17 protein-coding genes are annotated in these 20,510 nt (G+C 44.6%); 9 read left to right on the top strand and 8 right to left on the bottom strand.

Annotation, left to right across the window (positions count from 1 at the left end):
* Positions 1-33 precede the first annotated feature (33 nt).
* The gene (locus L9Q40_RS20745) at positions 34-1,998 is read right to left on the bottom strand and encodes an Hsp70 family protein (RefSeq protein WP_498794472.1); all 1,965 of its coding nucleotides are present in this window, start codon (positions 1,996-1,998) and stop codon (positions 34-36) included.
* Positions 1,998-2,630: a DUF2760 domain-containing protein gene (locus L9Q40_RS20740; protein WP_065302524.1), complete on the bottom strand. Its 633-nt coding sequence runs from the start codon at positions 2,628-2,630 to the stop codon at positions 1,998-2,000. The genes L9Q40_RS20745 and L9Q40_RS20740 overlap by 1 nt, the downstream gene beginning before the upstream one ends.
* A gap of 438 nt (positions 2,631-3,068) precedes the next feature.
* Here L9Q40_RS20740 and L9Q40_RS20735 point away from each other — a divergent pair, with 438 nt between their 5' ends.
* The gene (locus L9Q40_RS20735; protein ID WP_014231771.1) at positions 3,069-3,599 is read left to right on the top strand and encodes a 3'-5' exonuclease; all 531 of its coding nucleotides are present in this window, start codon (positions 3,069-3,071) and stop codon (positions 3,597-3,599) included.
* 184 nt (positions 3,600-3,783) lie between these two features.
* On the opposite strand, the gene L9Q40_RS20730 is transcribed toward L9Q40_RS20735, so the two are convergent.
* The 3 genes from L9Q40_RS20730 to L9Q40_RS20720 form a co-directional block, all read right to left on the bottom strand.
* Positions 3,784-4,224 (bottom strand): tellurite resistance TerB family protein, encoded by a 441-nt coding sequence (locus tag L9Q40_RS20730; protein ID WP_329351754.1) that lies wholly within the window; start codon positions 4,222-4,224, stop codon positions 3,784-3,786.
* 121 nt (positions 4,225-4,345) lie between these two features.
* Positions 4,346-6,286, bottom strand: a complete 1,941-nt coding sequence (locus L9Q40_RS20725; RefSeq protein WP_498794470.1) for an alkaline phosphatase D family protein — start codon at positions 6,284-6,286, stop codon at positions 4,346-4,348.
* A gap of 9 nt (positions 6,287-6,295) precedes the next feature.
* Positions 6,296-6,640 carry a VC1380 family protein gene (locus L9Q40_RS20720; RefSeq protein ID WP_014231774.1) on the bottom strand — a complete coding sequence of 115 codons (345 nt, stop codon included), beginning with the start codon at positions 6,638-6,640 and terminating at the stop codon, positions 6,296-6,298.
* A 448-nt stretch (positions 6,641-7,088) separates the two neighbouring features.
* On the opposite strand from L9Q40_RS20720, the gene L9Q40_RS20715 reads away from it, so the two are divergent.
* Entirely contained in the window at positions 7,089-7,394 is a 306-nt protein-coding gene (locus L9Q40_RS20715; protein WP_498794468.1) for a hypothetical protein, read from the top strand.
* Positions 7,395-7,509: 115 nt separating this feature from the next.
* Here L9Q40_RS20715 and L9Q40_RS20710 read toward each other — a convergent pair whose 3' ends face one another.
* The gene (locus L9Q40_RS20710; protein ID WP_014231776.1) at positions 7,510-8,094 is read right to left on the bottom strand and encodes an FMN-dependent NADH-azoreductase; all 585 of its coding nucleotides are present in this window, start codon (positions 8,092-8,094) and stop codon (positions 7,510-7,512) included.
* Positions 8,095-8,280: 186 nt separating this feature from the next.
* Between L9Q40_RS20710 and hrpA the strand changes: the two genes are divergently transcribed.
* From hrpA to L9Q40_RS20680, 6 genes are all read left to right on the top strand, one after another.
* Entirely contained in the window at positions 8,281-12,252 is a 3,972-nt protein-coding gene (gene hrpA / locus L9Q40_RS20705) for an ATP-dependent RNA helicase HrpA (protein ID WP_498794466.1), read from the top strand.
* Positions 12,253-12,436: 184 nt separating this feature from the next.
* A complete protein-coding gene (locus tag L9Q40_RS20700; protein ID WP_014231778.1) occupies positions 12,437-12,916 on the top strand; it encodes an outer membrane beta-barrel protein in 480 nt (159 codons plus the stop codon).
* Positions 12,917-13,145: 229 nt separating this feature from the next.
* Positions 13,146-13,661 (top strand): porin family protein, encoded by a 516-nt coding sequence (locus tag L9Q40_RS20695; RefSeq protein WP_498794464.1) that lies wholly within the window; start codon positions 13,146-13,148, stop codon positions 13,659-13,661.
* A gap of 338 nt (positions 13,662-13,999) precedes the next feature.
* Entirely contained in the window at positions 14,000-15,583 is a 1,584-nt protein-coding gene (locus tag L9Q40_RS20690) for a BCCT family transporter (protein WP_498794463.1), read from the top strand.
* Positions 15,584-15,703: 120 nt separating this feature from the next.
* On the top strand, positions 15,704-16,093 hold the full coding sequence (locus L9Q40_RS20685; protein ID WP_498794462.1) for an ATP-binding protein: 390 nt from the start codon (positions 15,704-15,706) through the stop codon (positions 16,091-16,093).
* Positions 16,094-16,251: 158 nt separating this feature from the next.
* Positions 16,252-17,094: a DNA ligase gene (locus L9Q40_RS20680; RefSeq protein ID WP_498794461.1), complete on the top strand. Its 843-nt coding sequence runs from the start codon at positions 16,252-16,254 to the stop codon at positions 17,092-17,094.
* A gap of 13 nt (positions 17,095-17,107) precedes the next feature.
* Here the strand turns inward: L9Q40_RS20680 and L9Q40_RS20675 are convergent, their stop codons facing one another.
* Together L9Q40_RS20675 and L9Q40_RS20670 are read right to left on the bottom strand one after the other, a co-directional pair.
* Positions 17,108-18,115: a DUF3080 domain-containing protein gene (locus L9Q40_RS20675; RefSeq protein WP_498794460.1), complete on the bottom strand. Its 1,008-nt coding sequence runs from the start codon at positions 18,113-18,115 to the stop codon at positions 17,108-17,110.
* Positions 18,116-18,216: 101 nt separating this feature from the next.
* Positions 18,217-19,587, bottom strand: a complete 1,371-nt coding sequence (locus tag L9Q40_RS20670) for an MATE family efflux transporter (protein WP_014231784.1) — start codon at positions 19,585-19,587, stop codon at positions 18,217-18,219.
* Positions 19,588-19,877: 290 nt separating this feature from the next.
* Here L9Q40_RS20670 and L9Q40_RS20665 point away from each other — a divergent pair, with 290 nt between their 5' ends.
* Positions 19,878-20,489: a riboflavin synthase subunit alpha gene (locus L9Q40_RS20665; RefSeq protein WP_498794459.1), complete on the top strand. Its 612-nt coding sequence runs from the start codon at positions 19,878-19,880 to the stop codon at positions 20,487-20,489.
* The last annotated feature ends 21 nt before the right edge of the window (positions 20,490-20,510 follow it).

Genomic DNA, 20,510 nt, shown 5'->3' with positions numbered 1-20,510 from the left:
ACGGCACCCGATTGGATGCCGTTTGATTTCTATTTATTCTTCTTCGTTTGAGTCACTTTTTGCGTCTTCACGCACATCGAACTCAACGTGCCATTTTTGACCGTTATCGGCGGCAATTGCTTCTAGGTAAAGCGTACCAAGTTCTGTCACGCGAGATGCCAGAGTGACTGGAACCACTTCGCCTTCACGACGACCTTCGGATACTGGTAGCGTGACTTGAATTTCTGGTAACTCTTCAAGCTCTTCTGGTGCCCAGTGATCAAGATGAGTACCTGCTAGGTCATCACGACGTACTGTCGAACCAAAGAACTGGAAGTTTACTGGTTGGCCGATAACCAAACCAAACTCTTGGCTTGGTACGTCAACACTTGAGCCTTCTTCCATACCAAATGGTGCCACACATAGGGCTTCCATCGGAGGTGCCATTCCAGGAATCGCTGGCATTGCGCTTTCGATACCTACGTAGTAAGCCGAAGCAATACCGCCGCGAATACGAACGCCCTGACCACGACGAACTGAGCCGTAGTAAGCCGCACCACTTGCTACTGCAAGATCGAGATCAACGCCAGTCAGACGTTTCGCCATTTCTGCATCTGCTTCAAGCAACCATTCGTTAATGGTGTCTTCTAAGCGAGAGGCCAATAGCGTTGATTTCAGTACACCGCCGTTAAACAGAATCGCGGTTGGCTTGATGAAATCTGCTGATTGAGCAGCTTCAGCCCCTGGCATACCCGGCATGTTCGCAAATGGGTTGTAGTCTTGAGCTGGAGCAGACTCACCACCACCTTGAGCGTTTGCTTGCTTAGACAAGAAGGCAGCAATGTGACGTGTGATGCCTGCATCCTGAGCATAAGGCAGACCCATCTGCGTCAGTGCACCACGGTTACGCTGAACAGGGTGATCAGTAATCGCAACTTGTGGGAAGAAACCATCAACCAGCGTTTGCTGTACTTCTTCCTGCGTCAGTTCGGTCTTTAGCGTTGCGCCAAGCAGTTTAGAGCCACGGCTAGGAACAACGATTGGCACAGATTGCAGCTCGCTGTCGTTCAGAAGCGCTTCTTTGGCATCGCGGCAAGCGTGTGTCATTGCCTGTACTTGCCACGGTTGTAAATCTTTACCTTCTTGCGCAAGCTTCATTTTCAAGCGGTACGCAAGGGCAAGGTCCATGTTGTCACCGCCAAGCAGAATGTGCTCACCGACGGCGATACGGCTAAGTGACAGGTTACCGTCATCTTCGGTTACTTCCACCAAAGATAGATCGGTTGTACCACCACCGATATCAACGACCAGAACGATGTCGCCAACTTCAACTTCGTCACGCCATTTGTCGTTACTGTTGTCGATCCAGTTGTAAAGCGCAGCCTGAGGCTCTTCTAGTAGTGTCAGATGCACAAAACCAACGTTGCGCGCAGCTTCTGCCGTCAGGTCACGTGCCGCTGGGTCGAACGATGCAGGAACGGTAATCGTCACATCTTGCTCAGCAAGCTTGTGATTAGGGTGAGTGTGGTTCCAGGCGTCTTTTAGATGCTCAAGGTACAACTCGGTTGCACGAAGAGGGGATACTTTTTCGACTTCTTCAGGGCTACCAGCTGGCAGGAACGCATCACGACGGTTTACGCCGCCATGACAAAGCCAAGATTTAGCGCTGGCAATCAAGCGAATTGGCGTTTTTGAACCCAGGTTACGAGCAATCGCACCAACCAGTGCTTTAGGCTCGCTAGACCACGGCAGCACGCGTGATTGCGGATTCATTTCGTGTTCGTGAGGTTGGTACAGGAACGAGCCAAGTTGGCTGCGAGTTTCTACTGTGCCAGGTGCCGTCAATTGTGGAATCGGCATAACTTCTACACGAGCATCTTCATCGTGAGTATCGACAAAAGACATCACACAGTGTGTCGTACCTAAGTCGATACCAACGCTAAATTTAGGAGACTGTTGCTCTGGCGTCTCATGGATGTTTTCTTCTTGAGAAATGTTTTCTTGGTTCATGTGTTCCATTACAGCTCAACCTCGGCTGGAGCGATGACTGATGCATCGTAATTTTCAGCCAGTTTAGGCAAGTTCATTGATGTAGCCTTCCAGCCCTTGTGAACTAGCGTTCCGTGGAATGGTGCACTGCCTGTAACATTGCCAGTTAGGCGAATTTCTTGTGGGTTAAAGTTTTCTTCAACCGTTATGCGGGTTTCTTCTTCTTCGTTACGTACGTGTGCAAGCGTTACGTAATCGCTTAATACTTTTTTACCACCAGTGTGGATAACGCGAGCAGCTGCGCCAACTTCTTCATCTGAGAATGACGTTAAGTCTTCTTGTAGGAAGTCAATTAGGCGAGCTTCTTGCTGCATAATAGAAAGCAGTTGCATTGCAGAGTCAGTAGAAGCAGTTGCAAGTTTTGATTCAACTTCAACAACCTTTTCAACCACTTTTTCTACTTCAACGACTTTTTCAACTTCTACGATCTTCTCGACAGGTTTTTCAACCTCGACGATTTTCTCAACCGGCTTTTCTACTACTTTCTCAATCACTTTCGATTTACGTGATACAGCAACCAGCAAAAGCAATACGCTCGAAGCAGCAAGACCTGCGTGAAGCATATCGAACGTTTGAGGAATTAGGTTCAAATCAATGTTCATGACGTTTTTTCTCTTTCTATTGATTCATTGGTGCATAGGCTCAATGTGTTTATTAAATTGATCGTCTTTGCGATCTTGCACCAAGTTTAGACACTAAAATGATGTCGGATGTTAGCATATTCAAGGCTTAACGCTGTAATAATTCGTAAATTTACCGCACGATTAGCGCGAAAAACCAACGATTGGAACACGCTTTAAAGGCCATGGTATGCCAGAAGTACGATATTTCCGCAATTAATGACAACTTGCCTCGGTTTTCACCGACGTTATACATCGTGTTCATACAGCAGTATAAGAACCTAAATTTGTCGAATCACTTTATAAAATAGCGTTAACCCAGTGCAATCGGTGATTAAATCGGCAAGCGCATTCGAGTTTTACCTGCCATTGAGGTAGAATCTCTCGCTTTAAAATCTATGTTAGGAATCAAGACAAACTATGAACCATAACCGTATCGTCTGCTTCGATTTAGAAATGTGTTGCTGGAACGAGAATGGCGTTGGCCGTACTGGCGAGATCATCGAAGTCGGGTTGGCTGAAATAGATTTGTCCAAAGGTGAGATCGTTAAACGTGCTCAGTACTACGTTAAGCCAGAACAAGATGAAGTCTCGTTGTTCTGCGCCGAGCTAACGGGGATTACACCACGTAAAATCGAGAAACAAGGTCGACCACTTGAAGAAGTTTTGAAGTCTATGGTTAAGAACTTCGGTGGCCGTAACAAAATTTACGCCTCATGGGGGCGAGATGACACGATTTTACTTGATGAGTGCAAACAAAAGGGCATCGAAGCGCCATTTACCGAGTTCATTAACCTAGCGACACTTTACCGTATTCAAAACCGTCTCAAAGAAAAGCGCATTGGTCATCGCGCTGCCCAAGAAGCGAAAGGGATTGAATGGGAAGGCCGCCAACACTCTGGTTATGTTGACGCGTATAACCTAGCCAAACTCGCACTGACTATGCTTTAGTTGTGGGTTTGTAATGAATCTTTAATCCAACTTGTGTTTTTCTGTCATGGAGTTTGTCTAATCTCAACCTTGTCAAACAAATTCAAATCTTGACCAGTCTTAATAACAACACGTTGGCTTCTATAAAATAAAAACGCGCTGATCTTCAGCGCGTTTTTTATTGGGTGACGAGTAGGTGGTGACACTACTGTGATTGCAGTTTGGCACGAATAAAGTCTTTGTGGTCGACATAGAGCAATTCTGCCGTCTTACGGATAACTGCATCTTCAAGCGGGTCAATTTGCCCGTCAGAATACGCCACTTCCCACATACTCTTTATCAAGTTGTAACGTGTTTCTTGAGTTAACTCTCTTAGTTGAGAAGTGAAGTCATACAATGATGCGGACTCTTTTGTTGTTTGTGCCGCTTTGTCCAGTAATTGTGTCGCCTCTGTAGCGCTCAGCGAAAGCAACTTCATTAAGAGAGAATGTTTTGTTGCTAGCTCTTTTTCATCCACTTGGTGGTCGGCGCCGGACACTTCACAAAGTAAGCATGCAATCGCCATGTTGGGAGACACGGTATGAGTCTGTGCCAGATCCTCGCCATCGAGAAGCTGTTTAAATAGAGATGTAAGAGAATTGAACATAGTAAACACCAAACTGATAACTATCTTTTAAACATGGTTATATGTGACTTAAATCTCAAGGGGTGAAACCTGAAATTACGAATTCTTTACATTTAGAATACGACGCTATCAATCAAGGTGATCAATTTTCTATTCTCGTCGGTGGGAAATGAACTTCTTGGTTATCTGCGGTAAGTATACTGATTTTACTAGGCTTACCGTCATCATCGAGATGTAGTTCTCCGATCGCACTGTGGTTAACCAAACGATAAAAGTTATGACTACTTGGCGCACGCTTATAAATTTTGAGTCGTTTACGCTTGGTGAACCAGTTTAGTGGCGAGCGAGGGCTGTATAGCATTCTATCCAGCGCATCACAGATAGTGAGTAGTCTTGTCGGAAATTGATTCTTAATACCGCTACAGGTGATTTGATAGATGTTAGGGCTGCTTTTTCGAAAGCGTAATTTGATGTCGTAAGCAAAAGAGTAATGGACATCCCCTGACAAAATCACAAAGTTAGTCGGTGTTTTAGTATGAGTGAAAATACTGACGAGCGTGTTCGCACTGCCGGGATGCGCCATCCAGTTTTCGGCATCCACCAATAATGGCTTACCAAACATGGTAAACACGCGTTGCAGCGATTCTATAAATTTCACACCGAACATCGGCGCTGCAGATACGATGATCACTTTATCTTCGTGAACCAGTTCTTGATGAAACTCAATTAACGCTTCCCAGTCCATCAAGCCAGACGGCTTATTCATTTTAGATTCTGACCGCCAGCGACGAGTTCGGGTATCCAAAACCACGACTTTGGGGGAGGTCGGAATGGTGTAATGCCAGTTCTCGAAGCGATAGAGGTACTGAATCAGGTCATCTTGAGCTTCGGCAGTGCGTTGCTCAAGAAAATCTTTTATGTGGACCATAAACGCATCATCGAATTTTTCCGGTGAGTTGCCCCAGCCCTGACAACACCAATAGGCGATCAGGCTATTTCCGATTATTCGTTTTGCAAAAAGGTTGGTGTATGCTGCTTGTTCCCAGCCAATGGTTAAGTTCCAGTCGTCCGTCACATCGTGATCATCAAATATCATGTAAGTCGGAAGGTGCGCAAGAAGGCGCTGTACGCGGTCTAATCCGCTGACAAATTTATCTATTTGCGCTTTTTCCTCACGCCATTTTTGTTGCCAGTTGGGCGCTAGCGTGTTGCCTCCGACAAGGAATTGATTCTCCAGTAATCGGTCACGTTTGATGAGGTGCCAAAGCGTCGGCGACCAAACCAAGAGGTACATGGCAAAACATTCGGCAAAACTGATCAGGTGATTTTCACACTCTTTAGAGCTGAAAATAGGCGTGCCACGGTGAGGAAAAAACTGACTGAGCAGGCTACCGTCATCGACGTAATGCGGTAGCAACTGGTCGCGGCCATAAAAACACGCAGCGTGTTGATAAAGCGCTTTGGTGTCGGTGATTGGTTCTTGTTGAAATTGCTCATCCGGCAATCCCAGTAACTCGATTACTTGTTCAATTGCATCTAAGGTTGGTCCAGCTACATGATCAACATAAACCTGATCACCGCTCATGATGAGCATGTCTGGGCGAGATTCTACGCTTTGCTGAGCCACCTTTGCATCGGCTGCAACTAAAGCATCGTCACTAAAATGTTGTGGGTTGCGGCAAGAACCATGAAGGACATAATCGGCTTTTTCACTGATTAAAAATTCAATGCCCTTATGCATATGGTTGTCGTGCTCATAACACAAGTGAGGCAGTAGCTCTGTTAGCAGACCGTCTTGCGTGTGGAGCTGATATCGAAGTGGCTGATGAGTAGGGAAGTCAGCTTTTAATGACAGTAAACAAACCCAAGCTTGCTCACCAACCTGAAGTTGAGTGAGCTTTTCAAAGTCCTCTGAGTGAAACGAAGTCGCAGAGTTTGCATCGTTGATTTCGATGAACCCTTCTAATGGCTTGGTCGTGACCAGCCAAATATTCACTTCTGATGCGGTCACTTTGCGGAGAATAGGGCCCGCAATGATAAGGGGAAGATGAGGATGTTGGGTTTTGTCTAATGATGCAGCCAAACTGGTTCCTTATTTGTCTGATTCTTCTAATATTTCTACTACTTGAGCGCTACTCAATTCGTGACCCGCAAGAAACAAACCTAGCATCGCTTCTGTCTTCGAATCGTTATCACTGTCTTCGTCCAGAACCTGTCGTAATCGAGTACGAATTAAGTCAATTTCATGGTCAACGAAACCCCGACCTTCTTCTGCCTGACATTCTTCTGGTGCATTGTCGAAGCTCAAAAATAACAGATTGCCGTCGAGTTGTGTTTCCACCAATCTTTCCGGCAGCCACTCTTCTCCCATAACAATATCTGGGTCAGTGTTGGTCGGCAAATTATTAAGGATGGAAATGAGTTCTGATACTTTCACTTTTTATTCGTTATCGTTAGGGCTAGCGACATAACTGGCACAACTCGTTAGGTAATTCATTCTATTTCAACGAGATTCAATGCCAATTTATCAAAGCATAAGATTTATTCTGTCACGTATATGACAACATTTCACATTGTAACGGCCCATTTAGAAAGAACATAAGCGTAAAGTTTCAATTAACGAATGATTGCTTTTTTATCGACCAATTTTATAGAAAATACGTGAAATGGCTCCGGCATGCCTCACTTCTGGCATTTATGGTTGGGGCTTGAATGTCTTTCCATTTTGCAACGAGATCAAAAGGTCGGATTTGTCACCGCGAAAAATATCACCCATTCTCAGTGAGATGAAAACTAATACACTATTATCCCAGCTGAAATTTGTTTATCGCGCAAAGGTTAAAGCCATTTGCAATGCATCCGATAAATTTGATGGCATTAGCACGATGAGCATTGATTCTTCATATAACATTCAGATTGAGGGAACAAATTGCACTAATGACGAGTTCGCCAAGCGATTCTTTGTGGTTAACGGAGAAGGGCATATGGAAGGCGACGGATGGTTAGTGCTTTACGTTGACTCAATAGAAGTGCGTGTGGGTGAGGAAATAGAGATACCCAGCGATGTCGCGTTTGATGCAATGGTAGAGCGCATGGTTCAGGAGGCTGAAGAAGTATTAGAGCAACTCTATAAGAACGCGTTAGAAAACATAGAGAAGACCGCAGATGATGATCAAACAGAAGGTTCATAACCCAACACTGTGGTGCTTGCTGGTAAAGGACTTCTTATTAGCAAAGTGAAGTGGTCAATGAAAAAGGGATGGCTATTTGGGCCATCCCTTTGTATTCATGCTAATTGAATCAAGCTTACGCTAGCGTTGCTAGTTGGCTCTGAGCTTCAGTGATACCTTTTGCTGCCGCATCTTCACCCATGTTTAGGGCTTCAGCGTAAACAAACTCCACATCAGCGATACCAACAAAACCAAGCACCGTGCGTAGGTAAGGCGTGATGTTGTCTGTCGGAGCATCTTTGTGAATACCGCCACGAGTCGTTACAACAATCGCTTTTTTGTTTTCAAACAGACCTTGAACGCCATTTTCTGTGTATTTAAATGTCACACCTGCACGAGCAATCAAGTCAATCCAGTTTTTAAGCTGAGTTGGAATCGTGAAGTTATACATTGGCGCTGCAATGACTAGCGTATCCGCAGCTTTCACTTCTTCGATAAGCGAGTCTGACAACTCAACAACTTGCTGTTGTTCCTGAGAAAGGTCACCTGTCGAGCGTAGTGCTGTCGCTACGGTAAGATCAAGCACTGGCAATGGGTTCGCCGCTAAATCACGAACCGTTAGTTTGTCTTGAGCTACGTTTTTGATGAACTCTTCAACCAACTTGTTTGATTGTGAGTTGTCGCCAAGGATGCTTGATTTTAGAGCTAGTACACGAGACATAATGGTTATTCCTTAAATAAGTGCTTTCGACTATGTGATGCATTATAAGCAATGGGCTGAGGTTCTAAACCCGACTTGTTTGCTTAAGTTGTTCGAAAAAATTGAATAAGCTTTCAGTTGTCTTGTCTTGGCCCTGTTGTGATACAATTCGCGCAGTTTTATGTAATGAAAAGAATAGGAAACGCTTTGACTTCGTCACAGCCTACAAAGAAAACCTCCGCTGAAGCGCAATCTGCGCCAGAAAATGGAGCAAAGAAAGTTCAAGCGCCTCATGCTCAAGTGAACAATGCCGCCTCGCTACGCAAAGCACTGAATCAGTGCATGATGCGCGACCGTTTTCGCTTAAGTAAACGTATTTCTGGCGCAAGTAAAATTAAGAAAGATGCATCGCGTAATGTCGTGTTTGATGAAATCGCTTTAGACATTGCTAAGTCGATGATGGAAGTCGAACAACGTGGCAGTTATCAGCCAAAAATCGAATATCCTGCGATCCTGCCTGTCAGTCAAAAGAAAGACGACATTGCAAAGGCGATTGATGAAAACCAAGTGGTTATTATTGCTGGTGAAACGGGTTCGGGTAAAACTACGCAGATACCAAAAATTTGTGCAGAGCTTGGCCGTGGTAAATTTGGCCTGATCGGTCATACTCAGCCTCGTCGTCTTGCTGCGCGTTCCGTAGCAAATCGCATCGCGGAAGAGATGGAAACTAAGCTCGGTGAATTTGTTGGTTATAAAGTTCGATTTAACGATCAAATCTCAGAGAACACTCAGATTAAATTGATGACGGACGGTATTTTGCTGGCAGAAATTCAGCATGACCGTTTCTTGAATCAATACGACACCATTATCATCGATGAAGCGCACGAGCGTAGCCTGAACATCGATTTTATTTTGGGCTACCTAAAAGAGCTTCTGCCACGTCGTCCAGATTTAAAAGTCATCATTACGTCGGCAACCATCGATCCGGAACGTTTTTCCAAGCACTTCAACGATGCCCCAATTATTGAGGTGTCTGGTCGTACTTACCCAGTAGAAACGCGTTACCGTCCGTTAAGCGGCGATGAGGATAACGATCGTGACCAGCTAGAAGGTATCTTCGAAGCCGTCGATGAGCTGTGCGATGAAGGCTTGGGCGATATTCTGATCTTCATGAACGGTGAACGTGAAATCCGTGATACGGCAGATGCGCTTTCTAAACGTAATCTTAAGAGTACAGAGATTGTACCTTTGTATGCGCGTTTATCGGCTGGTGAACAGAACAAGATATTCCAACCACACGCTGGGCGCCGCATTGTATTGGCAACCAACGTAGCGGAAACGTCGTTAACCGTTCCGGGCATCAAATATGTGATTGACCCAGGTACCGCGCGTATCAGTCGATACAGCTACCGAACTAAAGTACAGCGTCTTCCAATTGAGCCTGTTTCTCAGGCAAGTGCTAACCAGCGTAAAGGTCGTTGTGGTCGTGTGGAAGAGGGTATCTGTATTCGCCTCTACTCAGAGGAAGATTTCGAGTCACGCCCAGAGTTTACCGATCCAGAAATTCTGCGTACCAACCTAGCGTCGGTAATCCTGCAAATGACGGCTCTTGGTTTAGGCGATATTCAAGCGTTCCCATTTGTTGAAGCGCCAGACAAACGCAACATTCAAGACGGTGTACGCCTGCTAGAAGAGTTGGGTGCGATTAATTCAGATGCAAAAGATCCGAAAAAACGCCTTACCCCAACGGGTCGCCAACTGGCACGATTACCAATCGACCCGCGTTTAGCGCGCATGGTGTTAGAAGCACCAAAGTACGGTGCGTTAAAAGAATTGATGGTGATTGCAGCCGCGTTGTCGATCCAAGACCCACGTGAGCGCCCATCGGACAAACAACAATCTTCAGACGATAAGCACCGTCGCTTTTTCCATGAAGAGTCTGACTTCCTGACGTTAGTAAATCTTTGGGATTACATTCAGAAGCAGCAAAAAGCGCTGACGGGTAATCAGTTCCGTAAACAGTGTAAGCAAGATTACTTGAACTACTTGCGTGTTCGCGAGTGGCAAGACGTTTATTTCCAAATTCACCAATCCATGCGTGAAATGGAATTTAAGCTCAATGACGAGCCTGCTTCATATCATGGTGTGCACAGCGCAATTCTGGTTGGCCTGTTATCTCACATCGGTATGAAAGATCAGGAGAAGAATGAGTATCAGGGTGCGCGTAATGCCCGTTTCCATATCTTCCCTGCATCGGGCTTGTTTAAGAAGCAGCCTAAATGGATCATGTCAGCGGAGTTGGTAGAAACTTCAAAACTTTGGGGTCGAATTATTGCAAAAATTCAGCCTGAATGGATTGAGCCATTAGCCAAGCACTTAATCAAACGCAGCTACAGCGAACCGCACTGGTCGAAGAAACGCGCTGCGGTTATGGCGTACGAAAAAGTTATGCTGTATGGAGTGCCAATCGTCCCTAAACGTCTGGTGAATTACGGTAACATCGATGCATCTATCAGTCGTGAAATCTTCATTCGTAGTGCGTTAGTTGAGGGCGAGTGGGAAACCAAACACGCGTTCTTCAAGCAAAACCGCAAACTATTGCAAGAAGTCGAAGAGCTGGAACATAAATCTCGTCGTCGCGATATTTTGGTCGATGACGATGAGCTATTTGATTTCTACGACCAACGCGTCGGTACCGAAGTGGTTTCTGGTAAACACTTTGATTCATGGTGGAAAAAAGCGTCGAAAGAAAACAAGGAACTGCTCAACTTTGAAAAAGAGATGCTTTTCAAGGGCGATGCCAGCCATGTTACTGACTTAGACTACCCGAACTTCTGGCACCAAAATGGTTTAAAACTCAAGCTTAGCTATCAGTTTGAACCAGGCGATGATAGTGACGGTGTAACGGTTTATCTACCACTACCAATTCTTAACCAGGTGGAACAAGCCGGTTTTGACTGGCAGATCCCAGGTCTGCGCCATGAACTTGTGGTGAGCCTGATTAAGTCGTTGCCAAAAACCATTCGTAAGAACTTTGTGCCAGCGCCAAATTACGCAGATGCGTTCTTAGCTCGTTCTACGCCAATGGAAGCACCGCTTCTTGACTCACTTGAGAAAGAGTTACGACGCATGACGGGTGTAGAAGTACTGCGTGAAGACTGGAAGCTGGATCAGGTACCGGAACACTTGAAAGTGACATTCCGCGCTGTTGATCATCGCAATCGTAAGCTGAAGGAGAACAAAGACCTTCATGAGCTGAAAGAAAGCCTGAAAGAGAAAGTTCAGGAAACGCTTTCAAAAGTGGCTGACGATGATATCGAGCAGCAGGGCTTGCATACGTGGAGCTTTGGCGAACTGCCAAAAGTGTATCAACAAAAACGCGGCGGTTATGATGTGAAAGCGTACCCAGCCCTTGTCGATACGAAAGATAGCGTTGAAATCAAACTGTACGAGACAGAATACGAGCAAATCTCGGCGATGCGTGCTGGTCAGCGTCGTTTAATTTTGTTGAATGTGCCATCGCCTATTAAATACTTGCATGCTAATTTGCCGAACAAATCAAAACTGGGCTTGTACTTTAACCCGTATGGAAAAGTACTGGATCTGATTGATGACTGTATTGCTTGTGGCGTCGATAAGCTTATCGAAGAGCAGGGCGGATTAGTTTGGGAACCAGAGCAATTTGAAAAGTTGAAAGAACACGTTCGTGCTGAACTCGGCGATACCGTGGTTGAAATTGCTAAGCAAGTAGAAACCATTTTGACGACCGCCTTTAACATCAATAAGAAGTTGAAAGGTAAGATCGACTTTACCATGGCGTTTGCACTGTCAGACATCAAAGCTCAAATCGAGGGTTTGATCTTCAAAGGCTTTGCTACTGAGTGTGGCTGGAAACGTCTGCCAGACATTCTCCGTTACATGCGTGCAATTGAACGCCGTATGGAGAAGTTGCCAATCGATCCGAATAAAGATCGCCTGCATATGTTGAAAATCGAGTCAGTAACCAAGGACTACAAAGAGTTATTGAATAAGATTCCAAAAGGCATGGCTATTCCAGAAAACGTAAAAGAAGTGCGTTGGATGCTAGAAGAATTGCGAGTCAGTTATTTTGCTCAGCAATTAGGCACTCCGTATCCGGTGTCTGACAAACGAGTCAAAAACGCGATTGATGCTTGTTAGCCGTAAAGTACAATGGTGACAGTTATTTATATCAACGCTCGTTCGGTTACTGGTATAGTAATTGCTAGTATTTGATAAATGTGTTGTTTTTAGTTCTAGGGAGGCAATAGTTTGCCTCCCTTGTATTTGCAGTGTCTACGTCAGATTGATAAGACGTAGGAATGAAAAGAGTAAAAGGTAAATGATGAAAAAAACTCTATTAGCAGTGGCACTACTTAGCGCATCTTCTGCGGCAATGGCAGATTCTTGGATTTACGGTGGCGCATCTGTAGGTCAGTCTGATTACAAAGGCGAGACGGATACATCTTACTCAGTACACGTAGGTACAGGTATTCTTCCAATCATCGGTATTGAAGCTGGTGTGACTCAACACGGTGAATTTAACGTTGATGGTCGCGATACAAAACTTACCTCTTACTACGCAGCGCTAAAGCCAAGCATCGATTTCGGCCCACTGCACATTTACGCAAAAGGTGGTATCCACCAATGGGATAAAGAAGTGAAAGGCGGTAGCGACGATGACGACTTCGATCTAATGTACGGTGTTGGTGCTGAATACTTCATCTTTGGTCCACTTTCTGTGGGCGCAAGCTACATGAACTACACAGCAGATAAAGACGATATCGGTACGTTCTCTGTGAATGCATCTTTGCACTTCCTATAATTTTCGACATATCCGAGAGTGATAAAACACCGGCTTTAAGCCGGTGTTTTTGTTTCTGATAGTGACTTCGACTTGCCTCTCTGTCTGAATTGATATCACACTACAACGAATTGAATATAAATTATTCATTCTTTGATCTTAATTTCTCTATACCTTCCAATATATAGTGATCATTAAACTATGAGCTAGGAGCGTGAAATCACGCAGACTTACAAAGGATGGTATGACTATGAAAACAAAACTCTCGATATTGGCTTTGGCGTTGTGTTCAACGTCTGCGCTCGCGGATTCGTGGCTATATGCTGGCGGACAAATCGGTCAATCTGATATTGAAGGCGAAAGTGATACAACCTACGGCTTACACGTCGGTACGGGGATTTTGCCGCTAATCGGTATCGAAGCGGGTTACTTTAACCATGGCAAAGTTGGACTGAATGTGGATGGAACCAAAGGCGATGGGGATTTCTCTTCACTCTATTTAGCGGTTAAGCCAAGCATCGATTTTGGCCCGTTCCATATTTATGCCAAGGGTGGCATCAATGCTTTTAACGTTGACTATAAAGGTTCGTTGAGTGCTATCGATAAAGATGATGGCGTCTCTTATATGTATGGTGTCGGTGCAGAGTACTTTTTGCTAGATAACATCTCAGTTGGTGCAAGTTACCAGGCTTTTGGTGTCGATATCGATGGCGACAGCGATTCAGTTAGTAGCTTTACCGGCAACGTTACGTTCCATTTCTTATAAACATCTCGCCCAGGCAAATTCACTTCTTAGTTTTTGCGAAAGCCATAAAGTGGTCACTTGCGATTCAGCGAGGGCCACTTTTTTGTTTAGCGCCCACCCACAATATGAGAGCAATGGTTATTATAGCGAGAGATAATCATTAGACATCATAGTGTTTATTTTGCTGTTTTTGAAAATGAACTGTCTTTTAAATGCAATAAAAGCATCACTTTTGCATATTTTTGTGACTAATGTTAATATTCGTCGCGATTAAAAACTTTAGAGCTCAAATTATTGGAGGGCGTATTGGAGTTCTTCTCATTTGAGGAGCGTTTCAAATTAACGTTAAATTTGTATTTATGGATAAAGCTTCATTTAAAAAATATAGTATCGAGACAACAGATTATCAGGTAGGGCAGGATAACGTACAAAAGTGGGGATTTGACGTTCACAACCCTGTTTTCGGAATCAGTGCCGGTCTTATTGTTTTATGTCTTATTTCATTGCTTTTAGTTGACCCTAATACCGCTCGAGATGCTTTGAACGGTGTTAAAAACGGAATCATTGAGCAATTTGATGCGTTTTTCATGTGGTCAGCGAACTTCTTCGTATTATTCGCCGTTGTTTTACTGTTATCGCCGCTGGGAAAAATTCGCTTAGGTGGCAAAGACGCAACACCTGATCATTCAAGAGTATCTTGGTTATCCATGCTATTTGCTGCAGGTATGGGTATTGGTCTTCTGTTCTGGAGTGTTGCAGAGCCAACCGCGTACTTCACTGATTGGTGGGGAATGCCATTAAATGCGGAACCATACTCTGAAGAAGCAAAATCGTTAGCAATGGCTGCGACCATGTTTCACTGGGGTGTTCATGGTTGGGGTATCTACGCCCTTGTTGCACTAGCTCTTGCCTTCTTTGCATTTAACAAGGGCTTACCACTGTCACTACGCTCTGCTTTTTACCCAATTTTTGGTGACCGTGCATGGGGTTGGTTAGGTCACGTCATCGACATTCTGGCGGTACTTTCGACGCTGTTTGGTTTGGCGACTTCATTGGGTTTGGGTGCCCAGCAAGCGACAAGTGGTATCAACCATGTATTTGGTCTTGATGGTGGTATCGGCACTCAAATGACCGTGATCGCCTTTGTGACCTTCATTGCGGTACTTTCGGTCGTTCGTGGCATCGATGGTGGTGTTAAGGTGCTTAGTAATGTCAACATGGTGGTCGCTTTTGCATTGCTTATTTTCATTACCTTCATCAGCTTCGACACCGCCTTTACGTCAATTTTTGATACAACCAAAGCGTATATCGAGTACATCATTCCGCTGAGTAACCCTCACGGTCGAGAAGATGAAACTTGGATGCAAGGTTGGACTGTATTCTACTGGGCGTGGTGGGTTTCTTGGTCGCCATTTGTCGGTATGTTTATCGCGCGAGTATCGAAAGGTCGTACAGTACGAGAATTCATCTGTGCAGTTATTATCATTCCAACAGTGGTTACACTTATCTGGATGGCTATTTTTGGTGGCATTGCACTTGATCAGGTCGTGAACAAAGTGGGTGAGCTGGGGACAAACGGCCTAACGGACATTTCTCTGACTCTGTTCCATGTGTATGACCAACTGCCATACAGCTCGGTAATTTCGATTCTTTCTATCGGCCTGATTTTGGTGTTCTTTGTAACGTCGTCGGATTCCGGTTCTTTGGTAATCGATAGCATTACAGCTGGCGGTAAAATTGATGCACCAGTACCTCAGCGAATTTTCTGGGCATGTATTGAAGGGGCAATCGCGGCGGTTATGCTTTGGATAGGCGGTAAAGAAGCCTTGCAGGCACTACAGTCTGGCGTTGTCGCAACAGGCTTGCCGTTTACATTAGTTTTGCTGGTTATGTGTGTCAGCTTGGTTAAGGGTTTAAGAACCGAGCTACCTGCATACAAATAGTCTATCTGAAACACACGATTTCAATGCCGAGCTTTTTAAGCTCGGCATTTTTATTTGTTCTTTCCTTTTTAATAAATTCATTTAGAGTTTGTGCGTCGCCAACTTCAAAATTGTTAAATCATGTCTATCAATAAGCTCATTCTAATTCGTGGTCTTCCGGGTTCTGGAAAAACAACGCTGGCTAAACAGCTGGTACCAATGCTCGATGCTAAACATTTTGAAGCGGACATGTACTTTGAAAAAGAAAGTGGGGAGTACCACTTCAATCCACAGCAACTTCCTCAAGCTCATGAGTGGTGTTTCCGTCAAGCTCGAAGATGGTTAAACCAAGGTAAAACCGTCATAGTGAGCAATACTTTTGTTCGCCTTTGGGAAATGAAGCGGTATCTGGATTACTGTAAAAAGAAGGGTATCGAGGTCGAGATAAAAGTGTGTGATGGTGAATATCAGAGCATTCACAATGTCCCAACGGCAACGATCGAGAAGATGCGACACCAGTGGCAGGATTAAGCACAAGCAACAGTCAAACCTTGTCTAAAGATCAGTCTTAAAGTTGCAGAGTCTTACTGACAATCATTGTTGTGAGTCGAAGAATAATTACTGACAAATAGGTTATCGAAGAAAGTTGCGCTTCAATATGGGAGATTTTTTGAACAAGGTTCCTCCCTATGCCCATAAAAATGACATTGATCGCACTCGCCATTATGGCATCCACGCACGTTCAAGCCCATCCAACTGTCGCGCCTTTAGTCTCGCTAGCAGAAACCTATCAAGATGGGATTGATGTATCGCAATACTGGTACAGTGAAAAACTGGATGGTATTCGTGCTTACTGGACGGGAAAACACCTTGTAACACGTAATGGAAACCGGATACACGCTCCTAAGTGGTTTACAGCACCATTGCCAGATTACCCTCTGGATGGTGAACTCTGGGCCGGGCGAGGTAATTTTCATTTGGTCCAGCAAACGGTTCTGGACAAAACACCAGTCGACAGCGCGTGGAAGAAAGTAGATTTTATGTTGTTTGATATGCCTTACTCTGCGGGTGATTATCGGAAGCGCTATTACAATATCCAAAACTTGGTGTATGAGCTGGACGAGCCACACATTAAGTACGTCGAGCACATGACTATTCAAGATGAAGAGCACTTATTTAGCCAATTAGACAAAATCGCGTTAGCTGATGGTGAAGGTGTCATGTTACGCAAGGTGTCTAGTCGTTACCAAGCGGGCCGGGGCAGTGATTTACTTAAGTTAAAACGTTTTGCCGATACAGAAGCACAAGTGATCGGACATAAGCCTGGTACTGGTCGATTGCTGGGAATGATGGGCGCGATTCTGGTTCGTATGCCTGATGGTACAGAGTTTTATATTGGTAGTGGATTTACAGACGAGTTGCGCCGGAACCCACCACAATTAGGCTCGATTATCACATTTAGGTACAACGGGTTTACTCAAAACGGAAAACCTAAGTTTGCCCGATTTTTGCGCGAGCGTTCTAAAGAGTAGCCTCGCTCGATTCTTACTTATCGGCGTTTCCCACTGTCACACCACAACGCTTAAAAATACCCTGCCAGAACTGTATGTGCTCCAGGGTTCTTTTTCTGAACGTGTTGTGAGCATCCATCAGTCCGTATGACTCGCCATGAAGGTCTATTCTTTTTTCGATTAAGTTAACGCCATTGTCCAAGCGTTGGTATGTACTGTCCAAATAGGCCAGATATGGTTGTACTTCTTTCACGTAAATAGATTGAAAAACGTTATTTAAGTAACGAAACGTTGTGATATCTCGATTCTGGCCGCAAATAATCTTACTTTGGTTTGCGTCGAGCAATTGGGTGGTTTCATTTAGCCAATGGGTAGCGTTTACGAGAGAGTAGTAAAGTCGACCCATAAGGCGAGACTTCTCCAGCACTTCCTGGTATTGCACGATATGAATATCCGGTAATCGAGAGATAGTCTTGTTAGGCGTTTCATACATATTACCTAAGAGGTTAAAAGCTTCGCTCACCATCGCAATTTGGTTTTTGTTATCGACAGATAGCCAATCAGAGGCTGTGAGTTGTTTTTGCATCGTCTCACTGGCAAACAACAGGTTATCAAGGTGAGTATGCAGGTGACTCCATTTCTGACCGTACAATAGAGTTAGGGTCTGTCGTTCATCATCGCTAATTGGAAAGTCATTCAGGCATGAATTCAAAGTCCTGAGTAACGATGTCTGATAGTCTAAATCGTGAAAGGCATCCTGTACTTTACCTAGTTGTGAGTTTTTGTCTGCCAAAAGATTAAACAAGCCACACTGACGAAGTTGGTAGCTTTCCAACAGTCCGAGTGTCAGTCTGGGTAATGGCTGAAAAAGCTCTCGTCGAGGAGGAATGGTGATGGTGGGCAGGGAAGTTATCTCAACGCTTGAAACGTCCAATACATTCGCCAAGCGCTGATGGTATTTATCCAGCAGCGCTTGTTCAGGGTTGAAAAAGTCGGTACAACCTGAAAGCAATGTTATTGAGAACAATAGGGTTAGACGCACACTGTTCCTTTCTGATCACTGAGTTGGCTTGGTATAAAAGTATACCTGACTAAGGTTCAGTTCGATCAAAAAAGCCAGCGATTGCTGGCCTTTACAGGAGATTATTGTACCGAAAAGTTCAATTGAACCTCTGGCTTTTGGTGGTGCATCCAACGTAACCTGACGCCAAGCAACAGAGCGGCAGACGACAGGCCAACAATAAAGCCGATCCAGAAACCTTGCGCGCCCATTGGCTCAACGATCCAGTTGGTACGGCCAAGGATGTAACCCATTGGTAAACCGCAAATCCAATAAGCAACGAAAGTTCGATTAAAGATAGCGCGCATGTCTTTATACCCACGCAATGCACCTGCGGCGATCACTTGTACGGCATCGGTAAACTGATATATTGCAGCAAGTAACAATAGTTCCATCGCCAGTTTGATAACTTCTTGGTTGCTGGTATATAACTCCGCGACAAATTCACGGAATACTACCGTTAGAAATGCCGTCACAACAGTCATCGCAGTACCAACCATGATACCAACACGCGATGCCACTCGGGCGCCTGCTACACTTTCTTCTCCAAGTTTATGCCCGACTCGAATACTAACAGCGGCACCAATACTCATTGGCAGCATGAACACAAGAGTCGAAAAGTTAATCGCGACCTGGTGAGCTGCAACAATAATCGGACCAAGAGGGGACACCAGAAGTGCAACGACAGCAAACAGCGTTACCTCAAAAAATAGCGCAGCAGCAACAGGAAAACCGAGCTTAAACAGACGAATTTGTGCTTTCAGTTGTGGTGGGTGGAATTCAGCAAAGATATTGATGTTCTTCAGTCGTTCCGACGTAACCACATAAAATAAGAGCAGCGCAAACATAATCCAGTACACGATAGTTGTTGCGACGCCACAACCAACGCCACCAAGCTCTGGCGCACCAAACTTGCCGTAAACGAAAATCCAGTTCAATGGAATGTTGAGCAATAAACCAATAAAGCCGATCACCATTGCTGGTTTAGTGAGTGACATCCCATCGGTAAAACTTCTCAAAGCCTGAAACAGGAGGAAAGCCGGCACCGCTAAAATGACAGCGTGAATGTAGCCTATGGTTTTTTCAGCCATCAGCGCTTCTATATCCATAAACCCAAGAATAAACTGAGTTTGTAAGAGCACCACAATAATAGGGATGCTAACGAATAGCGCCATGGCGATGCCTTGCTGAATCTCGAAAGGTATTTTTACCCGACGACCAGAGCCGTTAAGTTGTGCAACAACAGGTACCAACGCCATTAACAAGCCAATGCCAAATAAAATCGATGGAAGCCAAATACTTGAAGCAACAGACACAGCTGCCATGTCAGTAGCACTTACGCCACCTGCCATTACCGTGTCCACAAACCCCATGCCTGTCTGAGCGACGGAAGCTATCAATACAGGGGTAGCCAATTTTATAAGACTCGACGCTTCTTCTTTATAGTGCTGCACGAAATACTCCAGGGCGCAAAGAGAGATTGAAATTGAAAGAATGAGAGAGCTCGAGAACAAAAGATGTGATGGACTGACCTAGTGGTTGATCTTAACCATGATAAGGTGGAAAAATGTCTCAGAGAGCCTCCGCGCAAATGATAAACAATTGTATCTTTATATGCCATACCTTTAACTGCATATTAACTTGAAAACAGTTTATAGTAGTCCGACAGAAGAAAGGTAAACGCGTAGAAATAAACATCTCTCGAGCGTTGTTTTAGTAGAGATCAGATAAGTAGGTATAAACAATGTTTACTGGAATAGTACAGGGCACGGCAAAAGTCGTGAAGATCGAAAAGAAAGAGCGTTTTCAAACTCATGTGATCGAGTTAGATGGCTCCCTTCTTGACGGGTTAGAGATTGGGGCTTCCGTCGCACATAATGGTTGCTGTCTGACCGTCACTCAAATCGACGGGAAGTACATTAGTTTTGATTTGATGCAGGCGACACTAGCATTAACCAATCTGGGTTTTCTCAGTGAGGGCGATAACGTCAATATAGAACGAGCGGCTAAATTTGGTGATGAAATTGGTGGTCACAATATGTCTGGTCATATTAGTTTGATGGCCACCATTGTTGACGTCATTGACACGCCAAATAACCGAACCATCTGGTTCGAGTTGCCTCAAGATTCAATGAAATACGTATTGGCCAAAGGGTATATTGGTATCGATGGTTGTTCGTTAACAATTGGCGAGGTAGAAGACAATCGTTTCTCTGTACATCTGATTCCTGAGACGTTGCAGAGAACTCTGTTTGGCGGTAGGAAAGTGACTGAACGTGTCAATATCGAGTTCGATCCACAAACTCAGGCTATTGTCGACACGGTCGAGCGTGTGCTGGCAGCGAAACAAATTTAAATATCAGAGATATTTGCCGTG

It is taken from the genome of Allocatenococcus thiocycli (assembly GCF_921292965.1).
Taxonomy (GTDB): Bacteria; Pseudomonadota; Gammaproteobacteria; order Enterobacterales; family Vibrionaceae; genus Vibrio; species Vibrio natriegens.
Note: the sequence above shows the minus strand (reverse complement) of the source record. Positions and strands in the feature narration are given on the sequence as shown.

Bases quoted from the DNA above. Each gene is read 5' to 3' on its own strand.
- L9Q40_RS20700 (WP_014231778.1), top strand. From the start codon at position 12,437: ATGAAAAAAACTCTATTAGCAGTGGCACTACTTAGCGCATCTTCTGCG.
- L9Q40_RS20715 (WP_498794468.1), top strand. From the start codon at position 7,089: ATGAGCATTGATTCTTCATATAACATTCAGATTGAGGGAACAAATTGC.
- L9Q40_RS20735 (WP_014231771.1), top strand. From the start codon at position 3,069: ATGAACCATAACCGTATCGTCTGCTTCGATTTAGAAATGTGTTGCTGG.
- L9Q40_RS20695 (WP_498794464.1), top strand. From the start codon at position 13,146: ATGAAAACAAAACTCTCGATATTGGCTTTGGCGTTGTGTTCAACGTCT.
- L9Q40_RS20740 (WP_065302524.1), bottom strand. From the start codon at position 2,630: ATGAACATTGATTTGAACCTAATTCCTCAAACGTTCGATATGCTTCAC.
- L9Q40_RS20680 (WP_498794461.1), top strand. From the start codon at position 16,252: ATGCCCATAAAAATGACATTGATCGCACTCGCCATTATGGCATCCACG.
- L9Q40_RS20710 (WP_014231776.1), bottom strand. From the start codon at position 8,094: ATGTCTCGTGTACTAGCTCTAAAATCAAGCATCCTTGGCGACAACTCA.
- L9Q40_RS20665 (WP_498794459.1), top strand. From the start codon at position 19,878: ATGTTTACTGGAATAGTACAGGGCACGGCAAAAGTCGTGAAGATCGAA.
- L9Q40_RS20745 (WP_498794472.1), bottom strand. From the start codon at position 1,998: ATGGAACACATGAACCAAGAAAACATTTCTCAAGAAGAAAACATCCAT.
- L9Q40_RS20690 (WP_498794463.1), top strand. From the start codon at position 14,000: ATGGATAAAGCTTCATTTAAAAAATATAGTATCGAGACAACAGATTAT.
- L9Q40_RS20685 (WP_498794462.1), top strand. From the start codon at position 15,704: ATGTCTATCAATAAGCTCATTCTAATTCGTGGTCTTCCGGGTTCTGGA.
- L9Q40_RS20730 (WP_329351754.1), bottom strand. From the start codon at position 4,224: ATGTTCAATTCTCTTACATCTCTATTTAAACAGCTTCTCGATGGCGAG.